The sequence below is a fragment of the Citrobacter sp. RHB25-C09 genome (assembly GCF_013836145.1).
Lineage (GTDB): Bacteria > Pseudomonadota > Gammaproteobacteria > Enterobacterales > Enterobacteriaceae > Citrobacter_A.
On record NZ_CP057483.1, the window covers coordinates 1,360,872 to 1,386,362 of the forward strand.

Here is a 25,491-nt window from a genome sequence, read left to right on the forward strand (position 1 = left end):
GATTAAAACATTTTTATTACAAATGATAAAATCGAGCACGTAAATAACGCCAAAAAGGAACAATAATGTGGGTTCGGAAAAATAAAAGACCGTTTTCTTTTTTTCGGCAAGTTGCATTCCCGTTGCGAATTTTTTTGCTGATTTTGGTCTTTTCGGTCTTCATTATTGCCGCGTTGGCGCAATATTTTTCCGCCAGCTTTGAGGATTATTTGACCAGCCACGTGCGCGATATGGCGATGAATCAGGCAAAGATCATTGCGGCAAACGATAGCATCATTGCGGCGGTCAAAGACCGTGATTACGTGCGACTGGCGACCATCGCTGACAAGCTGCAGAGCGATACGGATTTTGACTATGTGGTCATTGGCGACAGCCACTCTATCCGGTTGTATCACCCTAATCCGGCTAAAATTGGTTATCCAATGCAATTTACTAAACCCGGCGCGCTCGAGAAAGGGGAAAGCTATTTCATTACCGGGACCGGTTCTATCGGCCTGGCGATGCGTGCCAAAACGCCAATTTTTGATAACGACCATCACGTTATCGGCGTGGTATCGATAGGGTATCTGGTCAGCAAAATTGACAGCTGGAGACTGGACTTCATTCTGCCTATGACAGGGGTATTTATTCTCCTGCTGGTGGTGCTGATGTTGCTCTCGTGGTTTTTTGCCGCACATATTCGTCGCCAGATGCTGGGGATGGAGCCCAGGCAAATCGCCAGAGTGGTACGCCAACAGGAGGCGCTGTTTAGTTCGGTACATGAAGGACTGGTAGCTGTGGATCCGGATGGCGATATCACCGCTATCAACCGTAATGCGAGGAAGATGCTGGGGTTGCCTTCGCCCGGAAGACAGTGGCTGGGTAAGCCAATCCATGAGGTGGTGAATCCTTCGTCGTTTTTTACCGAACAGATTGACGATAAACGCGTGGACGTGATGGCTAATTTCAATGGTCTGAGCGTGATCGCCAATCGCGAAGCGATTCGTTCTGGCGATGAGTTGCTTGGTGCGATTATCAGTTTTCGCAGCAAAGATGAGATTGCCACCCTCAATGCGCAGTTGACGCAAATTAAGCAGTATGTGGAAAGCCTGCGAACATTACGTCATGAGCATCTGAACTGGATGTCGACACTCAATGGCCTGCTGCAAATGAAAGAGTACGATCGGGTCAGAGAGATGGTGCAGGGGGAGTCTCAGGCTCAGCAGCAGCTTATTGACAGTCTGCGCGATGCTTTTGCCGATCGTCAGGTGGCGGGGTTGCTGTTCGGTAAAGTTCAGCGCGCCCGTGAACTGGGTCTGACACTGACAATTGAGCCCGGTAGCCAGCTTTTGCAACTCCCTGAGGGGCTGGACAGCACCGAATTTGCCGCCATTGTCGGCAATCTTCTCGATAATGCTTTTGAAGCCAGCCTGCGCACCGAGGACGGCAACAAGGTTATCGAACTGTACCTTAGTGATGAAGGTGATGACGTTGTCATCGAAGTCGCCGACCAGGGATGCGGTGTGCCGGAAGTACTACGGGAAAAAATATTCGAACAGGGTGTGACTACCCGCGCAGATGCGCCCGGCGAACATGGCATTGGGCTGTATCTCATTGCCAGTTACGTGAAGCGCTGTGGGGGAACGATTACGCTGGAAGACAATCAACCTTGCGGCACCTTATTTACCCTTTTTATTCCGAAAGTGAAGAAGAACAATGACGGAACCATTAACCCTACTGATCGTTGAGGATGAAATGCTGCTTGCTGAAATGCACGCAGAGTATATCCGCCATATTCCCGGTTTTAATCAGATCTGGTTAGCAGGCAACCTTGCACAGGCAAGAATGATGATTGAGCGGTTTAAGCCTGGACTGATTTTGCTGGACAATTATCTGCCGGACGGCAAAGGCATTACCTTGCTGCATGAATTGAATGCCTCCCATTATCCCGGCGGCGTCGTTTTTACAACCGCCGCCAGCGATATGGAAACCGTGTCGGACGCGGTGCGTAACGGTGCCTTTGATTACCTGATCAAACCTATTGCCTATGAGCGGATGGGGCAGACGCTGACCCGCTATCAGCAGCGCAGACGTATGTTGGCGGAGAATGACAGCGCCAGCCAGCGGCAGATTGACGAGATGTTTAATGCCTATGCGCGGGGCGAGCCGAAAGATGAGTTGCCTACGGGGATTGATGTGTTGACATTGAATGCGGTTAAAAAACTGTTTGCTGACCCGCAGGTGCACTATACCGCCGAAACCGTTGCTCTGGCGCTGACCATTAGCCGCACGACCGCCAGACGCTATCTGGAATATTGCTCAAGTCGACACCTGATTGTTGCGGAGATCGTTCATGGGAAGGTAGGACGGCCGCAGCGTATTTACCACGGCTAAAGTTCCGGATGACGACGCTGCGCGTCGTCATCCGGCGTTAACCCTTAAATCAGTTCCCGGCAACCGCAGAAGACGAACCTGGTACCAGGATCTCCGTGGCAACAATCACAATGACCAGCCCAACCAGCACGGGGACAGATGTGCGTTTAACCACTTCGAAGGGTGAAATTTTAGCCATGCCTGCGACGGCAACGACAACGCCAGAAACCGGGGAAATGGTACGACCCAGGTTGGAGGCTTGCAGCATCGGAATGGAGAGATAGGCCGGGTTGATGCCAGAGGATTGCGCCAGCTTCGGGATCATCTCGACGAACGCGTAAAACGGCGCGTTACCTGAACCGGTCGTCACTGCGGCCAGCATCGTTAAAATCACCAGCACCATCATCAGAATGATGCTCGCGGAGCCGAAAGAAGTAGCGATTGAGATCAGACTCTGAATGAAGCCGATCGTGCTCAGGCCCTGGGCAAAAACACCGGCAGCCACTAACAGCATGACAACGTTAGCAAACGCATCTGCCATTCCGCGATAAGCCACGTCAAGACCGGCAAAAACTTTCTTCGTATCAAAACCACGGACAAATTCCAGCACCGCCGCAATGAGCATGCAGAGCACCAGCAGCGTGATGATATGCAGTTGTGGACCCCATTTGCCGTCAAAAATCAGTACGCCGAGGATCGGGGTAAACGGCAGGATCGCATAGTAAGCCGGTGCGGTGGTGGTGATTTCATTCACATCGAGCATTTCATTGGAGACGTTCTCTTTTTTATCGAGATAGCGCTGCCAGAAATAGTGCGCAATCGCCATCCCAATGATGGCGGCGATGGAGATCGGCATCGTTGTTTTAAAGGCAAAATCGATCAGCGGCATTTCGGCGGCTTTCGCAGCCAGCACCACGTCACCGGAAGTCGGCGAAAGGATAATCGCCGCAGGGGAAGCACAGATGGCGGCTGCCGCACCGCGACTGATCCCGACGTTAACCATTACCGGGAATAAAGTCGCCATTAACAACACGCCGAGGCCCGTGGCTGAAGAGACAGCCAGAGACATCAGACAGGCAACAAAGTAGGCGGCGATCATCAGCAGATACGGGGAGTTAATATACTGAAGTGGCTTTGAGGCCAGTTTCACAACCATGTCGTTTGCGCCAATGTGGGTCATATAGGCGGCAAACCCGCAGAGCATCATAATCATCATACCGAGGTCGCCACCGCGACTCATCAGCAGGATCTTCACATACTCAACGATATCGGTCGCCGTATAACCCGTGCTGGTGTTACTGGCGGGAAGGATTTTGTGGCCCATCAGTGCACTGATAATTAGCAGCAACAGGCCGCCAACAAACAGTACGCCCGTAGCGGAGTAGCCTTTAATAATGTAGCGCGCTACGCCCACGGTAACCACGACTCCAATAAGGAGCTCGATAAATGTCAACATTGTTTCCCCTGTTGCTGGATAAGCAAAAAAATGAAAATTAAAATAGCAATAGAATTGTGTGGGAATGTGCCGAATAAAGACGTTTTTCTCGCTGACTAAAGTCAATAAAAGGACGAATTAAAGCAGGTTAATTGCTAATCTTGCATCAGCATCACGGTGTGAAATATCGGAATTATCATTACGTCTGTAAATTGCTGTGTTTCTAATTTGTTATAATTTATGGGGTGTGTTGTTAATCTCCCGGCCTCGCTGCTTACCAGTGAATAACCCTATGAAATTAAATAGATAAAATGCTAAGTGAATTTTTTATTTTCCCCACCACTACACAAAGGCTGCATCTGAAACGCGCGACAGGTAGAACAATCTGAATCTGCGTCCGATTGCCGCGGTTAAGCGTCCGTTCAACTTAATTTTGATACAATAAGCGCTGAACTTAAGAATGGTAATAATTGCAGTGATGGCCTCTAAACACTTTTTCCTCATTTTCTCATTTCTTTTTATCCTGTTGTTCACTCAACCGCAGGCGTTGGCTGAAGATAAAGGCTGGTTTACGACTTTTACGGATAATGTGGCGGAAACCTGGCAACAACCGGAACACTACGAATTGTATATTCCTGCCATTACCTGGCATGCCCGGTTTGCCTACGATAAGGAAAAAACGGATCGCTATAACGAACGTCCCTGGGGCGGCGGTTTTGGTCAGTCGCGCTGGGATGAGAAAGGAAACTGGCACGGTTTGTATGTTATGGCGTTTAAGGATTCCTGGAATAAATGGGAGCCCATCGGTGGTTACGGATGGGAGAGCACCTGGCGGCCGCTGGCCGATGATAATTTCCATCTTGGATTAGGGTTTACGGCTGGCGTAACCGCAAGGGATAACTGGAATTACATTCCCATTCCGGTGTTGTTGCCGCTGGCCTCCATCGGCTACGGTCCGGCGACGTTCCAGATGACCTATATCCCCGGAACCTATAACAATGGTAACGTCTATTTTGCCTGGATGCGCTTTCAGTTTTAACTCATTGCGGGGCGGTAATATTTGCTAACGCAGTGAGTTATAAGCTTATTTCAAAAAATAACGCGACTTTTATCACTTTTTGGCAAAGTTCGACTGGACAAAGTGTACCACAATTGGTGTACTGGTACCCGACACAGCATTTGTGTCTATTTTTCATGTAAAGGTAATTTTGATGTCTAAGATTAAAGGTAACGTTAAGTGGTTTAATGAGTCCAAAGGATTCGGTTTCATTACTCCGGAAGATGGCAGCAAAGACGTGTTCGTACACTTCTCTGCAATCCAGACCAATGGTTTTAAAACTCTGGCTGAAGGTCAGCGCGTAGAGTTCGAAATCACTAACGGTGCCAAAGGCCCTTCTGCTGCAAACGTAACCGCTCTGTAAGCATACGTCAGCAAGATTTCAAAACCCGCCATCAGGCGGGTTTTTTTTGTCTCTAATTCGTGCTGGATGCTGAAAACAGCCAGAATGCCAGCGCGGTCATCGCAAATGACCCCAGCAGGTTGACCAGCACGTTCAGCATCGCCCAGCCAAACCGTCCTTCCTGAAGCAAGAAAACCACTTCAGCGGAAAAAGTAGAAAAGGTCGTCAGGCCGCCACAAAAACCGGTGGTGATCAGCACCTTCCACATCGGGTCGATATGGGTCATGCGACTAAACCACGCCAGCCCCATGCCAATGATAAAGGCCCCCAATAGATTCGCCGTCAGTGTTCCAAAAGGGATGGCCTGATGCATCGGATTAAAGCGCATGCTGAGCATCCATCTCGCCACACTTCCTGTACCGCCACCGATAAAAACTGCTAAAAGGAGTTGTAACACTGCTAAATCCTGTTATTTGACTGGTATAAATAATGAGTGTAACGCCGATCAATCATGATTGGCGAGCGTAAGCAGGTTAACGGGAGGGTTTATGTTCGTTGCTGCCGGGCAATTTGCCGTAAGTCCCGTATGGGAAAAGAATGCCGAAATTTGCGTTTCGCTAATGTCGCAGGCGGCGAAAAACGGAGTCTCGCTGTTAGTGCTACCGGAGGCGCTGTTGGCGCGGGATGATGCCGACCCCGATCTGTCGGTGAAGTCTGCGCAGCAATTAGAAGGCGCTTTCCTCAACAGACTATTACAGGAAAGTGTCACAAACAGGATGACTACCATCCTCACCGTCCATGTACCTTCATTGCCTGGCCGAGCGGTGAATACACTGGTGGCGCTACGTGAAGGCAAAATCGTCGCTAACTACGCCAAACTGCACCTGTATGATGCTTTTTCAATTCAGGAGTCCCGCAATGTGGATGCAGGGAATGCTATTGCCCCGCTACTTGACGTTGAAGGCCTGAAAGTGGGGCTAATGACCTGCTACGATCTCCGCTTTCCGGAACTGTCGATTGCACAGGCGCTACAGGGGGCTGAAGTGTTGGTACTGCCTGCAGCCTGGGTTCGAGGAGCATTGAAAGAGCACCACTGGAGTACGCTGCTCGCGGCCCGGGCGCTGGATACCACCTGTTATATGATTGCCGCAGGGGAGTGTGGGAATAAGAACATTGGACAGAGCCGCATTATCGACCCCTTTGGCGTGACGATTGCCGCCGCTGCCGAAATCCCGGCACTGATCATGGCGGAGATCTCCGCAGAGCGTGTTCGTCAGGTGCGAACGCAGTTGCCCGTACTGCGCAACCGAAGATTTGCGCCACCGCAATTATTATGATGATTTTTTAAACGCTGCTTGATTCACATTGTTACAGATTGCTATTGTGTGCTCGCGTCAAATGACCGTTAATAGACTCAGGTTAATAAGGCGCGCTATGCAGCCTGTTTCAAGTCAAGAAGGTATTTATGGGTGAGATAAGTATTACCAAACTGCTGGTGGTTGCCGCACTGGTCGTTCTGCTGTTTGGTACCAAGAAGTTACGTACACTGGGCGGAGACCTGGGGTCGGCGATTAAGGGTTTCAAGAAAGCCATGAATGAGGACGATGCGGGCAAAAAAGACGCAGACGGTAGCATTCAGGCTGAAAAACTCTCGCATAAAGAGTAATTCCAGGAGCAGGGTGCTCATCCCGTTTTACTCTGACGATAAAAAACCCGCAATTAAGCGGGTTTTTTTATGCTTCAAGTGTAACCATTCATTTCGGAATTACTTCACTTCCATCCCTTTTGCCTGCAAATCGGCATGATAGGAGGAACGGACAAACGGACCGCAGGCAGCATGGGTAAAGCCCATTGCCATGGCTTCCGCTTTCATCTCTTCAAATTCGTCCGGACTGACATAACGCTGAACCGGCAGATGGTGACGGCTCGGTTGCAGATACTGTCCCAGTGTAAGCATGGTGACACCGTGGCGGCGTAGGTCACGCATCACCTCGATAATTTCGGCATTAGTCTCACCCAGACCCACCATAAGACCCGATTTCGTTGGGATCTCCGGGTGCGCTTCTTTAAAGCGTTCCAGTAGCTTGAGCGACCAGTTGTAATCGGCGCCTGGACGGACCTGACGGTAAATGCGTGGCACGTTTTCAAGGTTGTGGTTGAAAACATCCGGTGGCGTCTCGGTCAGAATGTCCAGCGCACGATCCATTCGACCACGGAAGTCCGGAACCAGGGTTTCAATCTTAATTGCAGGGCTCTTCTCACGAATCGCGGTGATGCAGTCTGCAAAGTGTTGAGCACCGCCATCACGCAGATCGTCACGATCTACAGAAGTGATAACCACATAGCGCAGCGCCATATCGGCAATGGTTTGCGCCAGCTTAGTGGGTTCGTTCGCGTCCGGTGCCACAGGGCGACCGTGGGCGACGTCACAGAAAGGGCAGCGGCGGGTGCAGATGGCACCGAGGATCATAAACGTGGCGGTGCCATGGTTAAAACATTCCGCCAGGTTCGGGCAAGAAGCTTCTTCACAAACAGAATGCAGGCCATTCTTGCGCATTGCGGCTTTGATGCCCTGGATACGAGTGGAGTCCGCTGGAAGTTTAATTTTCATCCATTCCGGCTTGCGCAGCAGGGCTTCGCGCTCTGTTGCCACGTTTTGAACCGGGATAAGGGCCATCTTATCGGCGTCGCGGTATTTAACACCGCGTTCCATCACAATGGGTTTACTCATAGCGTGCGTGTTCCAGTTGCGAATAACGAAGGAAAGCGTTTTAATTCAAGGGAATGTTGTATTTATCAACTATTTTTGAATTCACTACACGCAGTATATCATTGAAACGGGCCATAAAGCAGCCTGACTGGCTGGCAAAATGTAAAATAGTTGTTGTTTTGTGCCATTTCGCCCCTGACAAGTTGTGACGACGTAGTAACATTTCTTTTTCAGAATGCGTCACGGATCGTAGCGATAACGTTTTCAAGAACCGGATCGCGCAGGCTCAGTTTATTGTAATGCAATGAGAAGTCGATTTTCTCACAGTTCAGTAACGCATAAGGCAGTCGCTGAAGTGGCCAGCAATGACTGAACAGATTGAAAAAGCGTGCGGGCATAATGCCCAGTAAGTCCGTTCCTGCAATGAGCGATGCGGAAGTAAATACGTTATAACTGCTAAAGCTGATTTGCCGGTTGGGAAACATTTCAAGAATACGCTGACGCAACTGCGCATAGCTTTGTCCTTCTACCATCAGCAGGCTGTGATACGCGGCGTTAATAGTCTCCTGCGTTAGCGGCGAAGTCAGTGCTGGGTGTCCCTGACGGCAAATCAGTTCGATATGGTCAGAGAATAAGATATGTTTTTGCACCACGCGATTGCTGTAGACATGGTTATCAATGATCAGGTCCGTCTGAAACTGACTGAGCTGTAATTCCGCATCGTATACCGGAATGTTACGTAACAAAAGGTGAGGAAACCGCGCTTTGACGGCCTGATAGATAGTCGGCATCACCAGCGCGCCGATAGAAGGCGTCGTGCCAATTGTGATCGTCCGTTTCTTGTCGTAGCTGCCGGTCAGATCAAGCGCGCCGAGAATAGACTCCAGCCCCTGGCTGATATACTCATGAAGATGAGTGGCATAAGTGGTCGGCGTGACTCCCTGGCCTTTTCGAATAAACAACGGATCTGGAAATATAACGCGTAATTTCTGAATGGACTGGCTAATTGCTGAAGGGGTAAGGTTGAGTATTCTTGCCGCATTCACAATGCCCTTGTGGACATACACGGCTTCAAAAATAGTGAGTAAGTTTAAATCTATATTTCGCAGCGTCCTGAAAATTTGCGGTTTATCATCGGGTCGATGTTCATATAAATGTTCTTTGGGTTTGTTATTATCAGTCACGCTTGCGCTCCGTATCCATTCAAATCACAAATAATGGTAAAATTATAATTTGTACCTTGTATATTATTTTCCCACTATTGGTCGTCTACAGGTGTCCATAACCTGTTAGAAATGATACAAATTGAAGCTTTTTTGCCATGTGCAGTGAAAAATGCACATCTCCCTTTTTAAAGGAGTTAAGACGTTAAAGACTCAACTTAAGATATAAAGAAAATATAGAATCCAGGCGGCATTGTAAAGCATTAGGGCGAGTGATGAGATATGACCCAGCGTTTTTCTGGGTCATTTTTATCTGGGGTTAAGCAGGGATATATTCGTAAGGAGGATTGTTTAGCAGGGCTAAAATATTCGCTAATAATCTTGGTTGGATATTATCAGGGGTGGCGTTATTATCCCATTGAGATATTTTTGCCATTTCCATTCCGGCATAACCACAGGGGTTAATACGCTGGAAAGGTGAAAGATCCATATTAACATTCAGCGCAAGACCGTGAAATGAACAACCGCGACGAATGCGCAAACCGAGAGAGCAAATTTTCTTGTCACCAACATATACGCCGGGAGCATCGGCACGCGGGTGTGCTTCAATCCCCAGTTCGGCGAGCGTGTTGACCACGGTTTGTTCGAGCAATGTCACCAGTTCTCGCACACCCAGCTTACGACGCTTCAGATTCAGCAGAACGTACATCACCTGCTGACCCGGTCCATGATAAGTCACCTGACCACCACGATCGCTTTGAATGACCGGAATATCTCCCGGCATCAGAATATGTTCCGCTTTGCCGGCCTGACCCTGGGTGAACACAGGATAATGCTCAACCAGCCAGATTTCATCGGCGGTGCGATCATCGCGAGTATCAGTAAATTCGTGCATGGCCTGGGAGACGGGCTCGTAGGGCTGAAGACCGAGTTGGCGGACCCGTATTTTATCCTGAGACAAAACAGCATCTCCGTACAGAATGAATAGATGAGGAAGCGAAGTATATCACAGAGGGCAGGGGAAGGGGGTGAGTTACCCGGACGACGCCGAGTAACTCCCAGGGGAAGGCTTACAGCACCATGCGTACGATTTCGATGTTACCGAGTTCTTCGTACAGTGTTTCAACCTGCTCAATATGCGTTGCGTTGATGGTAATGGATACCGAGTGGTAATTGCCTTTGCTGCTTGGTTTTACCGTCGGAGAGTAATCACCTGGCGCATGGCGCTGTACCACTTCAACCACCTGTTCAACCAGCTCCGGTAACGCCTGCCCCATAACTTTGTAAGTAAAAGGAGTAGGGAATTCAAGCAGTTCGTTAAGTTTGGTTTTCATGTCAGCTCCGGCATAGCGTAAAAAAAATAACAACTCCCGCCAGAGGGCGGGAGTTTTACTGATGCATAGTATATGGGGACGGAAATCACACTTTCAAGTGCTCAATTTTTAACCAAACCAGTGATGGAACATTAGTTTAATGTAATCAATGATTTTGCCAAAGAAGTTGCCTTCCGGAATTTCCTGGAGCACAACCAGCGGGCGCTGTTCAATGGTTTTACCGTCAAGCTGGAAGTTAATCGTGCCCACCACCTGATTTTTCTGCAGCGGCGCATGCAGCTCAGCGGCATTCAGCACATAGCTGGCTTTCAGGTCTTTCATACGGCCACGCGGGATCGTCAGATAAACGTCCTTATCAACACCTAATGAGGCGCGGTCAGTATTACCAAACCAGGCCGGTTCGGAGGCGAACTCTTTGCCTGCTTTCAGCGGACTCACGGTTTCAAAGAAGCGGAAACCCCAGGTCAGCAGTTTCTTACTTTCGGTTTCGCGGCCTTTATAGGTGCGACCACCTAACACGGCAGAGATCAAACGCATCTGGCCTTCCGTCGCGGAGGCCACGAGGTTATAACCGGCTTTATCGGTATGCCCGGTTTTGATGCCGTCGACGTTCAGGCTGTTATCCCACAGTAGACCGTTGCGGTTCATCTGGCGGATGCCGTTAAAGGTGAACTCTTTCTCTTTGTAAATCGTGTATTCATTAGGAACGTCACGAATCAGCGCCTGACCAATCAGCGCCATATCACGCGCAGAACTATACTGACCGTCGGCATCCAGGCCATGAACCGTCTGGAAGTGGGTATTTTTCAGACCCAGCGCATTAACGTAGCTGTTCATCAGACCCACAAAAGCGTCCTGGCTACCGGCGGCAAAGTCGGCCATCGCCACGCAGGCATCGTTGCCGGATTGCAGGTTGATCCCACGAATCAGCTGTGAAACCGGAACTTGCATACCCGGCTTCAGGAACATCAACGAGGAGCCTTTGAATACCGGGTTGCCGGTGGCCCAGGCGTCGTTGCCGATGGTAACCAGATCGGTTTCTTTGAACTTACCTGCTTTCATCGCCTGACCAATGACATAGCTGGTCATCATCTTGGTCAGACTGGCCGGATCGCGACGGGCGTCGGCGTTTTGTTCCGCCAGCACTTTACCGGAGTTGTAATCGATCAGGATGTATGACTCCGCGTCGATCTGCGGAACACCCGGGATCATGGTTTTGATATTCAGGTCATCGGCCTGCGCGCCAGAGACAGCGGCGGTGCAAAGAACCGTGGTGAGCGCCATGCGCTGCATGAAACGAGCGGAAAAAGTGGTCTTCATGGTCTGAACTACGACGTCCGTGATGGAATTGAAAAAGTGCCCTACTATAGCAAATGCAATACCGGCAGGCATCTGACTTTCCTCGTGACTTTGTTAACGAACTTAACGTCACTTACAGAAACTCACAAACCAGATGCCTTTGTAACGTTATTGTGCGCCAGTAATGAATGACTGAAGTTGAGCTTCGGATTGTAAACGCTGCTGTAACGCGCTGGCTTCGGCTTTGCTGGCAAAAGGCCCAAGTTGAATTCGCCAGACGGCACCGTTCTGCGTGACGCGTCCCGGTACGCCGAACTGCTGGCCGAGCCGCTGTTGAAATTGCTGAGCACGAGCCTGATCGCTCACTGCGCCAACCTGCACGACATAGCCGCTGGTGACCGCTGGGGCGGCAACAGGCGCTGGCGCTTCGGCCGGGGTAGACGTTGGCGCGGTAACCGGTGCAGGGGCCGCGGGTTGCGGCGCAGGCGTCGGTTCGCTACCTTCCAGAACGCCGGCGGCGAGTGTTGTCGGTGCGCCGAGGAAGCCGCTGCTGTTTACGGGGGCACCTTCGCCACCTTGGCTTTGTAAGGTGGAATTGCTAATAGCGCGAACTTCACCCTGTGGTTGCATCGGTTCGGGCGCTGAAGATGCGCCTCCCATTCCCCCGCTCAGGTCGGGGCGGGCGGGCAGGGCATAGGTCTGTTTCGCTACCGTGGTGCAGGCCATGCCAGGTCCGGAGAGCGAACCGTCCTGCGCAACGATAATCGGGTCGATTCGCACTTTGGTATTATTGGAAGTGTTCAGGCGATCGGCTGCGGCGCGAGAAAGAGAAATGACCCGATCGTTACCATAGGGGCCACGATCGTTAATGCGAACGACGATCATTCGGCCATTCGCGAGGTTTGTGATCCGCGCATAGCTTGGGATCGGCAGCGTCGGGTGTGCTGCCGTCAGTTGCATAGGATCGAATGCTTCACCGGAGGCGGTCAGATTGCTACCCGGCTCCGCATCATATATGGCAGCCAGGCCGGCCTGACTAAAGCGTGAGGCATCCTGCACAATTTTGTAGCTCTTACCGTCTCGCTGGTAATCCTGATTCGCGGTTGGGCTGAGCGATTCGAAACGGGGATCCGCTCCGCTGATTTCAACGACAGGCCCGTTGCATACCGCAGGCGCTGGCGCGACGGCAGTTTGCTGCTGACCATCATCATTCGAACACGCCGCAAGCATTCCAGCCGCGATGCAGATTCCAATCCACTGCTTACGCATTACGCACCCCTTACACGCTTTTTGATAACATTTTTCTGTGAGTATGGATCGACATAACAATCCCGAACCCGGCCATCAACACAATCAATGCTGAGCCTCCGTAACTGACCAGCGGTAGCGGAACGCCTACAACGGGCAGAATACCGCTTACCATACCAATATTAACGAAGACATAAACGAACAAAATTAACATTAGCCCACCAGCCATGACACGGCCAAAGGTGGTTTGCGCGTGGGCGGCAACCCACAGTCCACGCATAATGAGCAGAATATACAACGCCAGTAAGATCAGTATGCCAACCAGTCCAAGTTCTTCCGCCAGAACGGCGAAGATAAAGTCAGTATGGCGCTCCGGCAAAAACTCCAGCTGCGATTGGGTACCGTGCAACCATCCTTTACCCCGTAAGCCGCCGGAACCAATAGCGATTTTCGACTGAATGATATGGTAGCCGGCACCTAGCGGATCGGTTTCCGGGTCCAGCAGCATCATCACGCGCTGCCGCTGGTAATCGTGCATCAGGAAGAACCACAGGATCGGGATGAACGCTGCAACTAATACCACCGCAACGCCAATTAAGCGCCAGCTTAGTCCGGAGAGGAACAGCACGAACAGGCCGGATAGCGCGACCAGAATCGAGGTGCCCAGATCCGGTTGAGCAGCAACCAACAGCGTCGGCATAAAAATCAGCACTAACGCGATAGCCGTGTTTTTAAGCGACGGGGGACAAACATCGCGGTTGATAAAGCGCGCGACCATCAGCGGAACGGCAATTTTGGCAATCTCAGACGGCTGGAAGCGGATGAAGCCTAAATCCAGCCAGCGCTGCGCGCCTTTAGAGATTGCCCCAAAGGCATCGACTGCCACCAATAAAATAATACAGACGATATAGAGATAGGGCGCCCAGCCTTCATATACGCGCGGCGGGATCTGCGCCATGACCACCATGATCACCAGCCCCATTGCGATCTGCCCGATTTTACGCTCCATCATGCCAATGTCCTGGCCGCTGGCGCTCCAGATGACCAGAGAGCTGTAAACCAGCAGTGCGAGCAAAATCAGTAACATGATGGGATCAATATGCACTTTGTCCCAGAATGTTTTTTTGTTTGGATTATCCGTCATGGTTATTGATCCTCTGCCGCTGTAGCCGCTGGATTTTCAGCGGGCAGATCGGTGTTGTTATCGCCCAACATGATGTGGTCAAGAATTTGACGCATAATGGTACCGACTGCAGGGCCCGCGCCGCCGTTCTCGAGAATGATGGCGACGGCAACCTGTGGATTGTTATACGGCGCAAATGCTGTCATCAGCTTATGGTCACGCAAGCGTTCGGCGATGCGGTGCGCGTTATACGTTTCGTTGGCTTTCAGACCAAAGACCTGGGCAGTACCGGATTTCGCCGCGATTTTATAAGGCGCACTGGCAAAGTATTTATGCGCAGTCCCGTTACTCCGGTTCGCTACACCATACATACCGTCTTTTGCCAGTTCCCAGTAACCCGAATGAATGTCGCCGACTGGCGGTTCATGTGGCTGGATCCATGGCACTTTTTTACCGTTTTCCGTCGTACTCATCAGCAGATGGGGAACCTTAACCACGCCATCGTTGATGAGAATCATCAGGGCTTTGCTCATCTGAATGGGGGTTGCCGTCCAGTAGCCCTGACCGATACCCACTGGAATGGTATCGCCCTGGTACCACGGTTTCTTAAAGCGTTTTAGCTTCCAGTCGCGCGTTGGCATGTTACCGGAACGCTCTTCGGCCAAATCGATGCCGGTATAGTCACCGTAGCCAAATTTCCGCATCCACTCTGAAAGGCGGTCGATCCCCATGTCGTAGGCAATCTGATAGAAGAAGGTATCGGCGGACTCCTCCAGCGATTTAGTGATATTCAGATGACCATGACCCCATTTTTTCCAGTCACGGTAGCGCTTTTCTGAACCTGGCAACTGCCACCAGCCGGGGTCGAAAAGGCTGGTATTACGCGTAATCACGCCGGCACTCAGTGCAGAAACTGCGACGTAAGGTTTCACCGTGGAGGCCGGAGGGTAAACCCCCTGCGTTGCGCGGTTGACCAGCGGCGTGTTGGGATCGTTAAGCAAGCCGGAATAATCTTTACTGGAGATGCCGTCGACGAACAGGTTCGGGTCATAGCTGGGCATCGAAACCAGCGCCAGCACGCCGCCTGTGCGGGGATCGGTTACAACGACCGCTGCACGACTTCCGGCGAGCAGGGTTTCAATATACTGCTGAAGTTTAAGATCCAGCGTCAGGTAAATATCGTGTCCAGCCTGAGGCGGCACTTCTTTTAACTGGCGGATCACGCGGCCACGGTTATTAACCTCAACCTCTTCGTAGCCCGTCTCTCCATGCAGCGCGTCTTCATAGTAGCGCTCAATACCCAGCTTACCGATGTCATGCGTGGCGGCGTAGTTTGCGAGCTTACCGTCTTTGTCCAGCCGCTCGACGTCTTTATCGTTAATTTTCGATACATAGCCAATGACGTGGGTGAGGGCGGAACCGTAAGGATAATAACGCCGCTTATACCCTTTTACTTCCACGCCAGGGAAGCGATACTGGTTAACGGCAAAGCGCGCCACCTGCACTTCAGTCAGGTTGGTTTTAACCGGTATGGAGGTGAAACGATGCGAGCGGGCGCGTTCTTTCTTGAAAGCGGCAATATCGTCGTCAGAGAGATCCACGACGGTACGCAGTGCGTCCAGGGTTTGCTGAATGTTGTCGACCTTCTCCGGCATCATTTCGATTTGATAGATGGTGCGGTTCAGGGCGAGAGGAATGCCGTTACGGTCGTAGATAATTCCCCGGCTGGGGGCAATCGGCACTAGCTTGATGCGGTTTTCATTCGAGCGAGTCTGATAATCAGTAAAACGGACAATCTGCAGGTTATAAAGATTGGCAATCAGCACGCCAGAGAGCAGCAATATACCCAAAAAGGCGACCAGCGCCCGCCGCACAAATAGCGCGGACTCAGCAGTATAGTCGCGAAAAGAATTCTGTAGTTTCATCCGCTGCGTAGTCTACTCAAGCTCAATGATCACTCACGGTGATAAGGGTGGTTAGTGGTAATGCTCCACGCCCGGTACAAACTCTCTGCCACCAATACCCGAACCAGCGGGTGAGGAAGGGTTAATGCAGAGAGCGACCAGCTTTGTTCCGCAGCCGCTTTACAGGCAGGCGATAATCCCTCCGGCCCACCGATTAACAGACTGACATCACGACCATCCAGCTTCCAGCGTTCCAGCTCAGTTGCTAATTGCGGCGTGTCCCAGGGTTTACCGGGAATGTCCAGGGTGACAATGCGGTTTTTACCTGCGGCCGCCAGCATCTGCTCACCCTCTTTATCAAGAATGCGTTTGATATCCGCGTTCTTGCCGCGTTTGCCTGCTGGAATTTCAATCAGCTCAAAAGGCATATCTTTCGGAAAACGCCGCAGGTACTCGGTAAAACCGGTTTGTACCCAGTCGGGCATTTTCGTGCCAACCGCGACAAGTTGAAGCTTCACGCATTAACTCCAGAGTTTTTCCAGCTCATACAGGCGACGGCTCTCTTCCTGCATAACATGGACAATCACCTCACCCAGGTCGACGACGATCCAGTCAGCGACGCTTTCGCCTTCCACGCCCAATGGCAGCATACCTGCGGCACGGGATTCCTGAACAACGTGGTCCGCGATAGACATCACGTGACGGCTGGAGGTACCGGTGCAGATGATCATGCAGTCGGTGATACTGGATTTGCCCTGAACGTCTAAGGCGATGATGTCCTGACCTTTAAGGTCATCAATTTTGTCGATTACAAAATCCTGGAGTGCTTTACCCTGCAAGTTTTCCCCCTGGGAACATAAATGATACAAACAAGCCCGACAGTATACCTGAACCTGTATGATATCGGCACAACTGTCATTGAACCGCTATTAAGAAGGCGGGCTATCATCCCACCCCTGGCAACATTATGCATCGCCATTTTTGTAAAACAATTTCTGCGAAGTGCTGCCGGGCGGGAAAAGTCTGGCTGCGGAGGATAACAGCCTGTCAGGGGGTGTCAATGGGCTGAACGGCTGTGAGGATAAAAAACAGAGGATTCATTCGCCGGGGTGCCAGACAGCTCTGCTGTTTAAAACGCGAAGCGTGGCGAAATTGTCTGATAAATCAATTGCACTCCAGCACCCTTGCTCAACGCGAAAGTTCCACATAGCGGCGGCGGGAAGCGATAGCAGACGGGCAATTAACAGGCTTAGCACGCCCTGATGACTCACCATCAGCACGTGGGGGATATGTTGATAGTCCGCCAGTTGCTGGATAACCTGTTCAATGCGCTGAGCGAAAGCGCTAAATCCTTCGCCGTTGGTAGGAACGCCATTTTGCCAGTCGTTGCACCACGCCGCATAGTTTTCAGCGTCTTCAATGACCAGGTCCCGGTGATGGCGCATTTCCCAGTCGCCAAAAAACATCTCGTTCAGTTCGGGTTTCACCTGGAGCGGGAGATCGCGCCCCGCCAGCACCAGTTGCGCCGTACGCTGCGCGCGCTCCAGTTCACTACACAGTACCTGCTCAAACGGGACCTGGGCGAGTAGGGTATTCAGGGTTTGCGCCTGGGCAACGCCGCGTTCGGTCAACGCAGTGGGCGCATGCCCGCTATACAGTCCTGCCACATTGGCTTCAGTTTCACCATGACGAACTAACCAGAGTCGCATTTTTCCCTCACAATACGAATTCGCGCAAAACATGATATTCGCCCTGATTGCGCACGGTAATTTCTTTAAAATACGGTCTTTTAGCGGGAGCGGCACGATGTCTTTATTCAAAAGCGCGCACGGTGGCAACACCCGGGAGGCCGCTGAACTTCTCGGTATTTCTACCGAACAGTTGTTGGATTTTAGCGCGAATATTAATCCGCTGGGTATGCCTGAGTCAGTAAAACGCGCCATTGTCGACAATTTGCACCTGGCGGAGCGCTATCCGGACGTGGAGTACGCGCATCTGCACCAGGCACTGGCGCGGCACCACCAGATTCCTGCCGACTGGATCCTTGCCGGAAACGGTGAAACAGAGGCCATTTATACGCTGGTGGGTGGCCTGAGGCCAAAGCGGGCCATGATTGTGACGCCCGGATTCGCGGAATATCGCCGGGCGTTGCAGTGTAGCGAATGCCACATCGATGAGTTCGCCCTGCGGGAAGAGAACGGCTGGCAGTTGACCGGGGAAATTCTTGATGCGCTGACGCCTGATCTGGACTGTTTGTTTTTATGTACGCCTAATAATCCCACGGGATTGCTGCCTGAACGGGCACTGCTTCTGGCGATTGCAGACCGTTGTAAGTCTCTGAAAATTTCACTTATTCTGGATGAAGCGTTTCTTGATTTCATTGCGGAAGAACCGGGATTTATTTGCGTTTTACATGATCATCCTCATATTTGGGTGCTGCGATCGCTAACGAAATTTTACGCGATACCCGGGCTGCGTCTGGGTTATCTCATCAACAGCGATGTACAGGCCGTCGCCGCAATGAGAGCGCGGCAGATGCCGTGGTCGATTAATGCGTTTGCGGCTCTTGCCGGAGAATCAGTGCTTGAAGATACCATTTATCAACAGGCGACCTGGCAGTGGCTGCAAGAAGAAGGGCAGCGTTTTTATCAGCAACTCTGCACGCTGCCTGGGCTGACGGTCTACCCGGGCCGGGCAAATTACCTGTTACTGCGCTGCGAGATCGATCTTCAGCAAGCGCTGCTGACACGGCACATTTTGATTCGCAGCTGCGCCAACTATCCGGGACTGGATAAGCGCTTTTTTCGCGTGGCAATACGCAGCGTCGAAGAGAATAACCGCCTGTTGTCAGCGCTTTCGGAGATACTCAGCGATACAGGCCATGCTGATTGATATACTCCAGCACCGCTTGAGGCATCAGATCGTCACACGGTTCGCCCTTTTCCAGACGTTCACGAATCAGGGTGGCGGAGATATTGAACCACGGCGTTTCCGCCAGATAGATTTTCCCGGCGGGAAGTTGGTGCAGGTCATCCGGCGTGTGGGTCAGATGGTGTTCCAGCCACCGCTGATGCTGTTCCTGCGCCATTTCGAGAGGATAGCCAGGACGGCGGCAGACAATCAGATGCGTATTGTCGAGAATGGTTTCGTAGTCGTGCCAGGTGGGGAAAGTGAGCAGGGAATCCTGGCCGATGATAAACGCCAGCGGTGCTTCCGGCCCCTGTTCTTCACGCCAGATTTTCAGCGTCTGGGCCGTATAAGAGGGCGTATCGCGACGGAGTTCGCGCTCATCAAGGATAAAAAGCGGTTTGTTGGCAATCGCCAGTTCCAGCATCGTCTTACGCTGTGTGCTGGTGGCTTCAGGCTGTGGACGATGAGGGGGAACATTGTTTGGCATCACGATGACGCGGGAAAGACCAATCAGGTTCGCCAGCGTTTCCACGGGCTTGAGATGACCATAATGCACCGGGTCGAAGGTGCCGCCGAAGAGTGCCTGTAACGATTTCATATCAGCCGTCGATAAAAACAGTGGCGAGCGCTTTGTGGCAGATCAGGAGAGAAAGTCCCTCCAGTTCGCTCCATACCGACTGTCCGTAATCCTGTTTGACCGTCATTTCTGTACGGGTGAGCAACTGCACCGCCTGACGTAACTGCTCTTCACTCAACCGGTTCAGCGCATCGCCAATCATGCCGCGACGATTTTGCCAGACGCGATGCTTATCAAAGAGTGAGCGTAGAGGCGTATGGGCGGACTGCCGCTTCAGATTGACCAGCAGTAGCAGTTCACGCTGTAAGGTTCGCAGTAAAATAACGGGTTCGCTACCTTCCAGACGCAGTTGCTGGAGTATATGCAGCGCGCGTTTGCTTTTGCCCATCACCAGCGCATCCACCCAATGAAACGGAGTGAAATGTGCTGCATCATTCACCGCCTGCTCTACGCGAGGCAGCGTGAGCTTGCCGTCCGGCCACAGCAACGACAAACGTTCCAGCGCCTGTGCCAGGGCCAGCAGGTTACCCTCATAGCAGTAGCACAGCAGTTGATTGGCGGCGTCATCCAGTTGCAGATTGTTTTGCTTCGCGCGGGCAGCAACCCAGCGGGGAAGATGTGCTTGTTCTGGCGTCTGACAACTGACCTGAACGCTACGGTCAGCCAGCGCCCCAAACCAGGCGGCATTTTCCTGCGCTTTGCTGAGTTTGTTGCCGCGGACGATGAGCAACAGATCGTCATGCAACAAGCGAGTTAAGGTGGCGAGCTGTTCGTTAATGGCGGCATTCGGTCCATTTTCCGGTAGCAGCAATAACAGCGTTTGCCGACTGGCGAACAGACTCATTGCCTGGCATTGCGAAAACAGGGCATCCCAGTCGGTACTGCTGTCGATAGTGAAGACGTGATGTTCTTCAAACCCTTGCGTCGCCGCAACCTGACGAATGGCGTCCTGACTTTCCTGCAGCAGCAGTGGGTCATTTCCGAGTAACAGATACGCCGCGCGCAGCCCTTCAGAGAGCTGCGCGCGGAGTTGTTCAGGGTACAACCGAATCATCAGTTACCCAGCGTGGTGGAGACGCGCGTGGATGAGGACGGCGTCGCGGTCTCGCTCGCTTCTGCGCTGACCGCTTCTTCCTGAGAAGATCGCACTTCCGCAACGCGAACGCTTGGCAACTTACGAATCAACTGCTCTGCGGCGCGGTCGTACATCTCTTTGATGATCATGTCCTGCTCGTTATCCTTCGCCAGCGCCATCTGCGGGTTGTCGAAGAATGAACGGAACACCTTGACGCGAATAGGATAAATATCCTGACCAGGAATCAATACCGAAGCACTGACCGTCATCACCATCTGGTATTCCGCGGTCTGACCATTCTGGAACACGGAAGCCGTGTCTTTCGAAATGCCCACTGCTCCCAGACGCAGAGACGGAACGTCTGTACGAAGCGTACTCTGATCGAGTAGCTCAATATCGTTCAGACGCAGCTGGTTACGTACCGCACGGCTCAGCGGGCCGTTTGGATCGCCGGAGATAAGGATCATGGTTTTCATTGTGTCCGGAACCTGCGTCGTACTGCGCAGGTGCCAGCCACACCCGGCGGTGATTAACACCGCCAGAGATAACAACAATGTTGCCAGATATCGCACGCTTCCTCCCGCGCTTAGCCAACGACCAGATTGAGGAGTTTGCCCGGAACGTAAATCACTTTACGCACGGTAACGCCCTCAAGATATTTTGCGACCAGATGTTCCTGACCCGCACGTTCACGAACCTGTTCTTCTGTCGCATTCACCGGAACGGTGATTTTGCCACGCACTTTGCCGTTGACCTGCACCACAATCAGAGTCGAGTCTTCGACCATTGCAGCGTCGTCTGCCACCGGCCATGGCGCGTTATCGATATCGCCTTCGCCTTTCAGCGCCTGCCATAAAGTAAAGCACACGTGCGGCGTGAACGGGTTAAGCATACGCACCACCGCCAGCAGGGCTTCCTGCATCAGTGCGCGATCCTGCTCGCCGTCCAGCGGCGCTTTCGCCAGCTTATTCATCAGCTCCATGATCGCCGCAATTGCGGTGTTGAAGGTCTGACGGCGACCGATATCATCGGTCACTTTAGCGATAGTTTTGTGTACGTCGCGGCGCAGCGCTTTTTGATCTTCCGTTAGCGCCTCTACGTTCAGAGCAGGTGCGTCGCCACGTGAAGTGTGTTCGTAAACCAGTTTCCAGACGCGTTTAAGGAAGCGGTTAGCCCCTTCAACACCGGATTCCTGCCATTCCAGCGTCATATCAGCCGGAGAAGCGAACATCATGAACAGACGAACCGTATCCGCGCCGTAACGCTCAACCATGACCTGCGGGTCGATGCCGTTATTTTTCGACTTAGACATTTTGCTCATGCCGGTATAGACCAGCTCATGACCTTCCGCGTCTTTTGCCTTCACGATACGGCCTTTCTCGTCGCGCTCAACGATCGCGTCAACCGGAGAAACCCAGTTACGCTCGCCGTTCGCGCCGACGTAGTAGAACGCATCGGCCAGTACCATACCCTGACACAGCAACTGCTTAGCCGGTTCGTCAGAGTTCACCATGCCCGCGTCGCGCATCAGCTTGTGGAAGAAGCGGAAGTAGAGCAGGTGCATGATGGCGTGTTCGATACCGCCAATGTAGATATCCACTGGCAGCCAGTAGTTGGCGGCTTTAGAATCCAGCATGCCTTCCTGATACTGCGGGCAGGTATAGCGTGCGTAATACCAGGAGGACTCCATAAAGGTATCGAAGGTGTCGGTTTCACGCAGCGCAGGCTGGCCGTTGACGGTGGTTTTTGCCCACTCAGGGTCGGCCTTGATCGGGCTCGTGATGCCGTCCATAACCACATCTTCCGGCAGGATCACCGGCAGTTGATCTTCCGGTGTCGGCAGTACGGTGCCGTCTTCCAGGGTCACCATCGGGATTGGGGCACCCCAGTAACGCTGACGGGAAACGCCCCAGTCACGCAGACGGTAGTTAATTTTACGCTCGCCAACACCTTTCTCCGCCAGCTTGTCGGCAATGGCGTTGAAGCCGTCTTCGAAGCTCAGACCGCTGAATTCCCCCGAATTGAACAGCGTGCCTTTATCCGTCAATGCCTGCTCAGACAGGTCAGGTTCAGAACCATCGGCCGCCAGGATAACTGGCTTGATGGTTAAACCGTACTTAGTGGCAAATTCGTAGTCGCGCTGATCGTGACCCGGAACGGCCATCACTGCGCCGGTACCGTATTCCATCAGCACGAAGTTCGCTGCCCAGACCGGGATCTCTTCGCCCGTTAACGGGTGAATCGCTTTAAAGCCGGTATCAACGCCTTTTTTCTCCATAGTCGCCATTTCGGCTTCGGCCACTTTGGTGTTACGGCATTCATCGATAAAGGCCGCCAGTTCGGCGTTGTTCGCGGCGGCCTGCTGCGCCAGCGGGTGACCTGCGGCAACGGCCAGGTAGGTCGCGCCCATAAAGGTATCCGGGCGGGTGGTGTAAACGGTCAGGGTGTTATCGTAGCCCTTGACGTCAAAGGTGATTTCCACGCCTTCGGAACGGCCAATCCAGTTGCGCTGCATCGTTTTCACGGTGTCAGGCCAGTGGTCCAGTTTATCCAGATCGTTCAGCAGTTCGTCTGCGTAGGCGGTGATTTTAATAAACCACTGCGGGATCTCTTTACGCTCAACTTTGGTATCGCAGCGCCAGCAGCAGCCGTCGATAACCTGCTCATTTGCCAGTACGGTCTGATCGTTCGGACACCAGTTCACCGCTGAGGTCTTTTTGTAAACCAGACCTTTTTTGTACAGCTCGGTGAAGAATTTCTGTTCCCAACGGTAGTATTCCGGGGTGCAGGTCGCCAGCTCGCGGCTCCAGTCATAGCCGAAGCCCAGCATTTTGAGCTGGTTTTTCATGTAAGCGATATTGTCGTACGTCCACGGTGCTGGCGCAGTGTTATTTTTCACTGCCGCGCCTTCCGCAGGCAGACCGAATGCATCCCAGCCGATGGGCTGAAGGACGTTTTTACCCAGCATGCGCTGGTAACGGGCAATGACGTCACCGATGGTGTAGTTGCGTACGTGGCCCATGTGTAGTCGACCAGAAGGATAGGGAAGCATAGACAGGCAGTAATACTTCTCTTTGCTCTCGTCTTCGGTTACTTCAAATGTGCGCTTCTCATCCCAGTGAAGCTGTACTTTGGATTCTATCTCTTCCGGGCGGTATTGCTCTTGCATGGCAGCCAGTGGTCCTGTTTTCAATACAGCTACAATTGTAGCTTTAAGAGGTGGTGTTTCAGATCCGCATAGCATAGCCCAAACGCCCGCGCCAAAACAGCCTTTCGCGCACTCAGCATCGAATTCGTACAAGGATAATCCTTGCAAGAATTTACACAGTCTGTGGTCAGTCTGGCAAAGCGTAGCGTAAATAACGTCTATTATTATAGACAGTTAACCACCCAGGAGGCGAAACGATGAACAAGGTTGCTCAATATTACCGTGAACTGGTGACATCATTAAGCGAACGCCTGCGTAACGGCGAGCGTGATATCGATGCGCTGGTCGAACAGGCGCGACAACGGTTTTTGCAGGCCGGGGAGTTAACGCGAACTGAGGTGGACGAACTGACGCGGGCCGTCAGGCGCGATCTTGAAGAGTTTGCCATCAGCTATGAAGAGAGCCTGGAAGAAGAGTCTGACAGCGTCTTTATGCGGGTGATCAAAGAGAGCCTGTGGCAGGAGCTGGCGGATATCACCGACAAAACGCAGCTTGAATGGCGCGAAGTGTTCCAGGATCTTAGTCATCACGGGGTTTATCACAGCGGAGAGGTCGTCGGGTTGGGTAATCTGGTATGTGAAAAATGCCATTTTCACCTGGCGGTGTATACGCCGGAAGTGCTGCCGCTGTGCCCAAAATGCGGGCACGATCAGTTCCAGCGCAGGCCGTTTGAGCCGTGATTCTTGGGCGTGTTGATGGTGATGTGTAGGCCGGATAAGGCGAAGCCGCCATCCGGCAAACATTACGCGTAAAACTTCAACCGTTCGGCTAACAAATCTACAAACCCTTCGCGATCCAAATCCACCATCACAGTGGCGTTAGGTTTATTGCCGGTCAGGAAATAGTAATCCACCACGGTCATCCCCTGGGTATATTTCCCGGTCGTCTCGACGCCAACCCAGCGCTCGACGGTTGTGAACAACTCAGGTTTCAGCAGCCAGGCAATGGTGCAAGGGTCATGCAGCGGCGCGCCAACGAAGCCCCATTTCTCGTCTTTATGGTACTCAAAGAAGAAGTCGAGCAGCTCGGCGACAATTGTCGAAACCGGGTTGCCAATGGCGCGAAAACGCTCGGTATCGTCAATGTGAATTTGCGCTTTATGCGTCACATCCAGACCCGCCATCACCACAGGGATCCCTGACTGAAAGACGATTTCCGCCGCTTCCGGGTCCACGTAGATGTTAAATTCTGCCGCTGGCGTCCAGTTTCCTAACCCCATTGCGCCACCCATAATGACGATGCGGGCTATCTTGTCATGCAGCTCCGGATGGCTGTTCAACAGCAGTGCGACATTCGTCTGTGGCCCTGTGGAGACAATGGTGACCGGTTCCGGACTTTCTCGCAGGGTCTTCGCCATCAGTTCAACGGCCGTGCAGGTCAGAGGCGTGAAGGATGGTTCCGGAAGCGCCGGACCATCAAGCCCGCTTTCGCCGTGAACGTTATCAGCAATAATCAGCTTGCGCATCAGCGGCTTTACCGCGCCGCCTGCGACCGGAATATCCGGGCGATTCAGCAAGGTCAGCATCCGTAACACGTTACGCAGCGTTTTATCGGGCGTCTGGTTACCGGCGGATGAGGTGATGGCTTTGACATCAAGTTCGGGTGAGGCGAGGGCGAGAACAATTGCGATAGCGTCATCATGACCCGGGTCGCAATCTAACAAAATCGGAAGTGCCATTGTTGCTCCTTGTAAGTGCTACTGTGCGGCAAGGGTAACGCTGGCGTGAAAATGATTCGAGTAGCACAACAAAAA

The 25,491-nt window shown here is 52.3% G+C and carries 26 protein-coding genes; 8 read left to right on the plus strand and 18 right to left on the minus strand.

The genetic code is table 11. From position 1 onward, the window contains the following. Positions 1-65 precede the first annotated feature (65 nt). Positions 66-1,727, plus strand: coding sequence for a sensor histidine kinase DpiB (gene dpiB, locus HVY19_RS06290; RefSeq protein WP_181683498.1), 1,662 nt, complete (start codon positions 66-68; stop codon positions 1,725-1,727). Continuing rightward, on the plus strand, positions 1,696-2,373 hold the full coding sequence (dpiA, locus tag HVY19_RS06295) for a two-component response regulator DpiA (protein WP_181683499.1): 678 nt from the start codon (positions 1,696-1,698) through the stop codon (positions 2,371-2,373). Before dpiB ends, dpiA begins: the two co-directional genes overlap by 32 nt. A gap of 49 nt (positions 2,374-2,422) precedes the next feature. Here the strand turns inward: dpiA and dcuC are convergent, their stop codons facing one another. Beyond that, a complete protein-coding gene (dcuC, locus tag HVY19_RS06300; RefSeq protein WP_181683500.1) occupies positions 2,423-3,808 on the minus strand; it encodes an anaerobic C4-dicarboxylate transporter DcuC in 1,386 nt (461 codons plus the stop codon). A gap of 457 nt (positions 3,809-4,265) precedes the next feature. On the opposite strand from dcuC, the gene pagP reads away from it, so the two are divergent. Further along, positions 4,266-4,826, plus strand: a complete 561-nt coding sequence (pagP, locus tag HVY19_RS06305) for a lipid IV(A) palmitoyltransferase PagP (RefSeq protein ID WP_181684228.1) — start codon at positions 4,266-4,268, stop codon at positions 4,824-4,826. Between the two features lie 172 nt (positions 4,827-4,998). Further along, the gene (cspE, locus tag HVY19_RS06310; protein ID WP_000034826.1) at positions 4,999-5,208 is read left to right on the plus strand and encodes a transcription antiterminator/RNA stability regulator CspE; all 210 of its coding nucleotides are present in this window, start codon (positions 4,999-5,001) and stop codon (positions 5,206-5,208) included. 52 nt (positions 5,209-5,260) lie between these two features. On the opposite strand, the gene crcB is transcribed toward cspE, so the two are convergent. After that, entirely contained in the window at positions 5,261-5,644 is a 384-nt protein-coding gene (crcB, locus tag HVY19_RS06315) for a fluoride efflux transporter CrcB (protein WP_181683501.1), read from the minus strand. 91 nt (positions 5,645-5,735) lie between these two features. Here crcB and HVY19_RS06320 point away from each other — a divergent pair, with 91 nt between their 5' ends. Together HVY19_RS06320 and tatE are read left to right on the plus strand one after the other, a co-directional pair. Continuing rightward, positions 5,736-6,524, plus strand: a complete 789-nt coding sequence (locus tag HVY19_RS06320; protein WP_181683502.1) for a deaminated glutathione amidase — start codon at positions 5,736-5,738, stop codon at positions 6,522-6,524. Positions 6,525-6,652: 128 nt separating this feature from the next. Continuing rightward, positions 6,653-6,853: a twin-arginine translocase subunit TatE gene (gene tatE, locus HVY19_RS06325; RefSeq protein WP_181683503.1), complete on the plus strand. Its 201-nt coding sequence runs from the start codon at positions 6,653-6,655 to the stop codon at positions 6,851-6,853. 99 nt (positions 6,854-6,952) lie between these two features. Here the strand turns inward: tatE and lipA are convergent, their stop codons facing one another. The 11 genes from lipA to HVY19_RS06380 all read right to left on the minus strand — a co-directional run bounded on the left by lipA (position 6,953) and on the right by HVY19_RS06380 (position 17,677). Beyond that, positions 6,953-7,918, minus strand: a complete 966-nt coding sequence (gene lipA / locus HVY19_RS06330) for a lipoyl synthase (protein WP_181683504.1) — start codon at positions 7,916-7,918, stop codon at positions 6,953-6,955. Between the two features lie 209 nt (positions 7,919-8,127). Continuing rightward, positions 8,128-9,081, minus strand: coding sequence for a YbeF family transcriptional regulator (locus tag HVY19_RS06335; protein WP_181683505.1), 954 nt, complete (start codon positions 9,079-9,081; stop codon positions 8,128-8,130). Positions 9,082-9,379: 298 nt separating this feature from the next. Next, entirely contained in the window at positions 9,380-10,021 is a 642-nt protein-coding gene (gene lipB / locus HVY19_RS06340; RefSeq protein ID WP_181683506.1) for a lipoyl(octanoyl) transferase LipB, read from the minus strand. Positions 10,022-10,130: 109 nt separating this feature from the next. Beyond that, a complete protein-coding gene (gene ybeD, locus HVY19_RS06345; protein ID WP_042320704.1) occupies positions 10,131-10,394 on the minus strand; it encodes a DUF493 family protein YbeD in 264 nt (87 codons plus the stop codon). Positions 10,395-10,502: 108 nt separating this feature from the next. Continuing rightward, on the minus strand, positions 10,503-11,714 hold the full coding sequence (dacA, locus tag HVY19_RS06350) for a D-alanyl-D-alanine carboxypeptidase DacA (RefSeq protein ID WP_181684229.1): 1,212 nt from the start codon (positions 11,712-11,714) through the stop codon (positions 10,503-10,505). Between the two features lie 147 nt (positions 11,715-11,861). Continuing rightward, entirely contained in the window at positions 11,862-12,962 is a 1,101-nt protein-coding gene (gene rlpA / locus HVY19_RS06355; RefSeq protein ID WP_181683507.1) for an endolytic peptidoglycan transglycosylase RlpA, read from the minus strand. A 10-nt stretch (positions 12,963-12,972) separates the two neighbouring features. Further along, the gene (gene mrdB / locus HVY19_RS06360; RefSeq protein ID WP_181683508.1) at positions 12,973-14,085 is read right to left on the minus strand and encodes a peptidoglycan glycosyltransferase MrdB; all 1,113 of its coding nucleotides are present in this window, start codon (positions 14,083-14,085) and stop codon (positions 12,973-12,975) included. A gap of 2 nt (positions 14,086-14,087) precedes the next feature. Next, positions 14,088-15,989 carry a peptidoglycan DD-transpeptidase MrdA gene (gene mrdA / locus HVY19_RS06365; protein ID WP_181683509.1) on the minus strand — a complete coding sequence of 634 codons (1,902 nt, stop codon included), beginning with the start codon at positions 15,987-15,989 and terminating at the stop codon, positions 14,088-14,090. Positions 15,990-16,018: 29 nt separating this feature from the next. Further along, positions 16,019-16,486 carry a 23S rRNA (pseudouridine(1915)-N(3))-methyltransferase RlmH gene (rlmH, locus tag HVY19_RS06370; RefSeq protein ID WP_003022725.1) on the minus strand — a complete coding sequence of 156 codons (468 nt, stop codon included), beginning with the start codon at positions 16,484-16,486 and terminating at the stop codon, positions 16,019-16,021. 3 nt (positions 16,487-16,489) lie between these two features. Continuing rightward, positions 16,490-16,807 (minus strand): ribosome silencing factor, encoded by a 318-nt coding sequence (gene rsfS, locus HVY19_RS06375; RefSeq protein WP_012904988.1) that lies wholly within the window; start codon positions 16,805-16,807, stop codon positions 16,490-16,492. Positions 16,808-17,065: 258 nt separating this feature from the next. Next, on the minus strand, positions 17,066-17,677 hold the full coding sequence (locus HVY19_RS06380; protein WP_181683510.1) for an adenosylcobalamin/alpha-ribazole phosphatase: 612 nt from the start codon (positions 17,675-17,677) through the stop codon (positions 17,066-17,068). Positions 17,678-17,774: 97 nt separating this feature from the next. Between HVY19_RS06380 and cobD the strand changes: the two genes are divergently transcribed. Further along, entirely contained in the window at positions 17,775-18,860 is a 1,086-nt protein-coding gene (gene cobD / locus HVY19_RS06385) for a threonine-phosphate decarboxylase CobD (RefSeq protein WP_181683511.1), read from the plus strand. Here cobD and nadD read toward each other — a convergent pair. Genes nadD through leuS form a run of 4 tightly spaced genes read right to left on the minus strand, consistent with a single transcriptional unit; the run spans position 18,835 to position 23,699 of the window. Next, entirely contained in the window at positions 18,835-19,476 is a 642-nt protein-coding gene (gene nadD / locus HVY19_RS06390) for a nicotinate-nucleotide adenylyltransferase (protein WP_181683512.1), read from the minus strand. The two genes, cobD and nadD, sit on opposite strands and share 26 nt — an antisense overlap. Position 19,477: 1 nt before the next feature. Beyond that, complete coding sequence (gene holA / locus HVY19_RS06395; RefSeq protein ID WP_181683513.1) at positions 19,478-20,509, minus strand: DNA polymerase III subunit delta; 1,032 nt, start codon at positions 20,507-20,509, stop codon at positions 19,478-19,480. After that, positions 20,509-21,102, minus strand: a complete 594-nt coding sequence (gene lptE / locus HVY19_RS06400; RefSeq protein WP_181683514.1) for an LPS assembly lipoprotein LptE — start codon at positions 21,100-21,102, stop codon at positions 20,509-20,511. Before lptE ends, holA begins: the two co-directional genes overlap by 1 nt. Before the next feature lie 14 nt (positions 21,103-21,116). Continuing rightward, on the minus strand, positions 21,117-23,699 hold the full coding sequence (leuS, locus tag HVY19_RS06405; protein ID WP_181683515.1) for a leucine--tRNA ligase: 2,583 nt from the start codon (positions 23,697-23,699) through the stop codon (positions 21,117-21,119). Positions 23,700-23,935: 236 nt separating this feature from the next. Between leuS and HVY19_RS06410 the strand changes: the two genes are divergently transcribed. Continuing rightward, complete coding sequence (locus HVY19_RS06410) at positions 23,936-24,418, plus strand: zinc ribbon-containing protein (protein WP_181683516.1); 483 nt, start codon at positions 23,936-23,938, stop codon at positions 24,416-24,418. 62 nt (positions 24,419-24,480) lie between these two features. On the opposite strand, the gene rihA is transcribed toward HVY19_RS06410, so the two are convergent. Further along, complete coding sequence (rihA, locus tag HVY19_RS06415; RefSeq protein ID WP_181683517.1) at positions 24,481-25,416, minus strand: pyrimidine-specific ribonucleoside hydrolase RihA; 936 nt, start codon at positions 25,414-25,416, stop codon at positions 24,481-24,483. Positions 25,417-25,491: the final 75 nt, after the last annotated feature.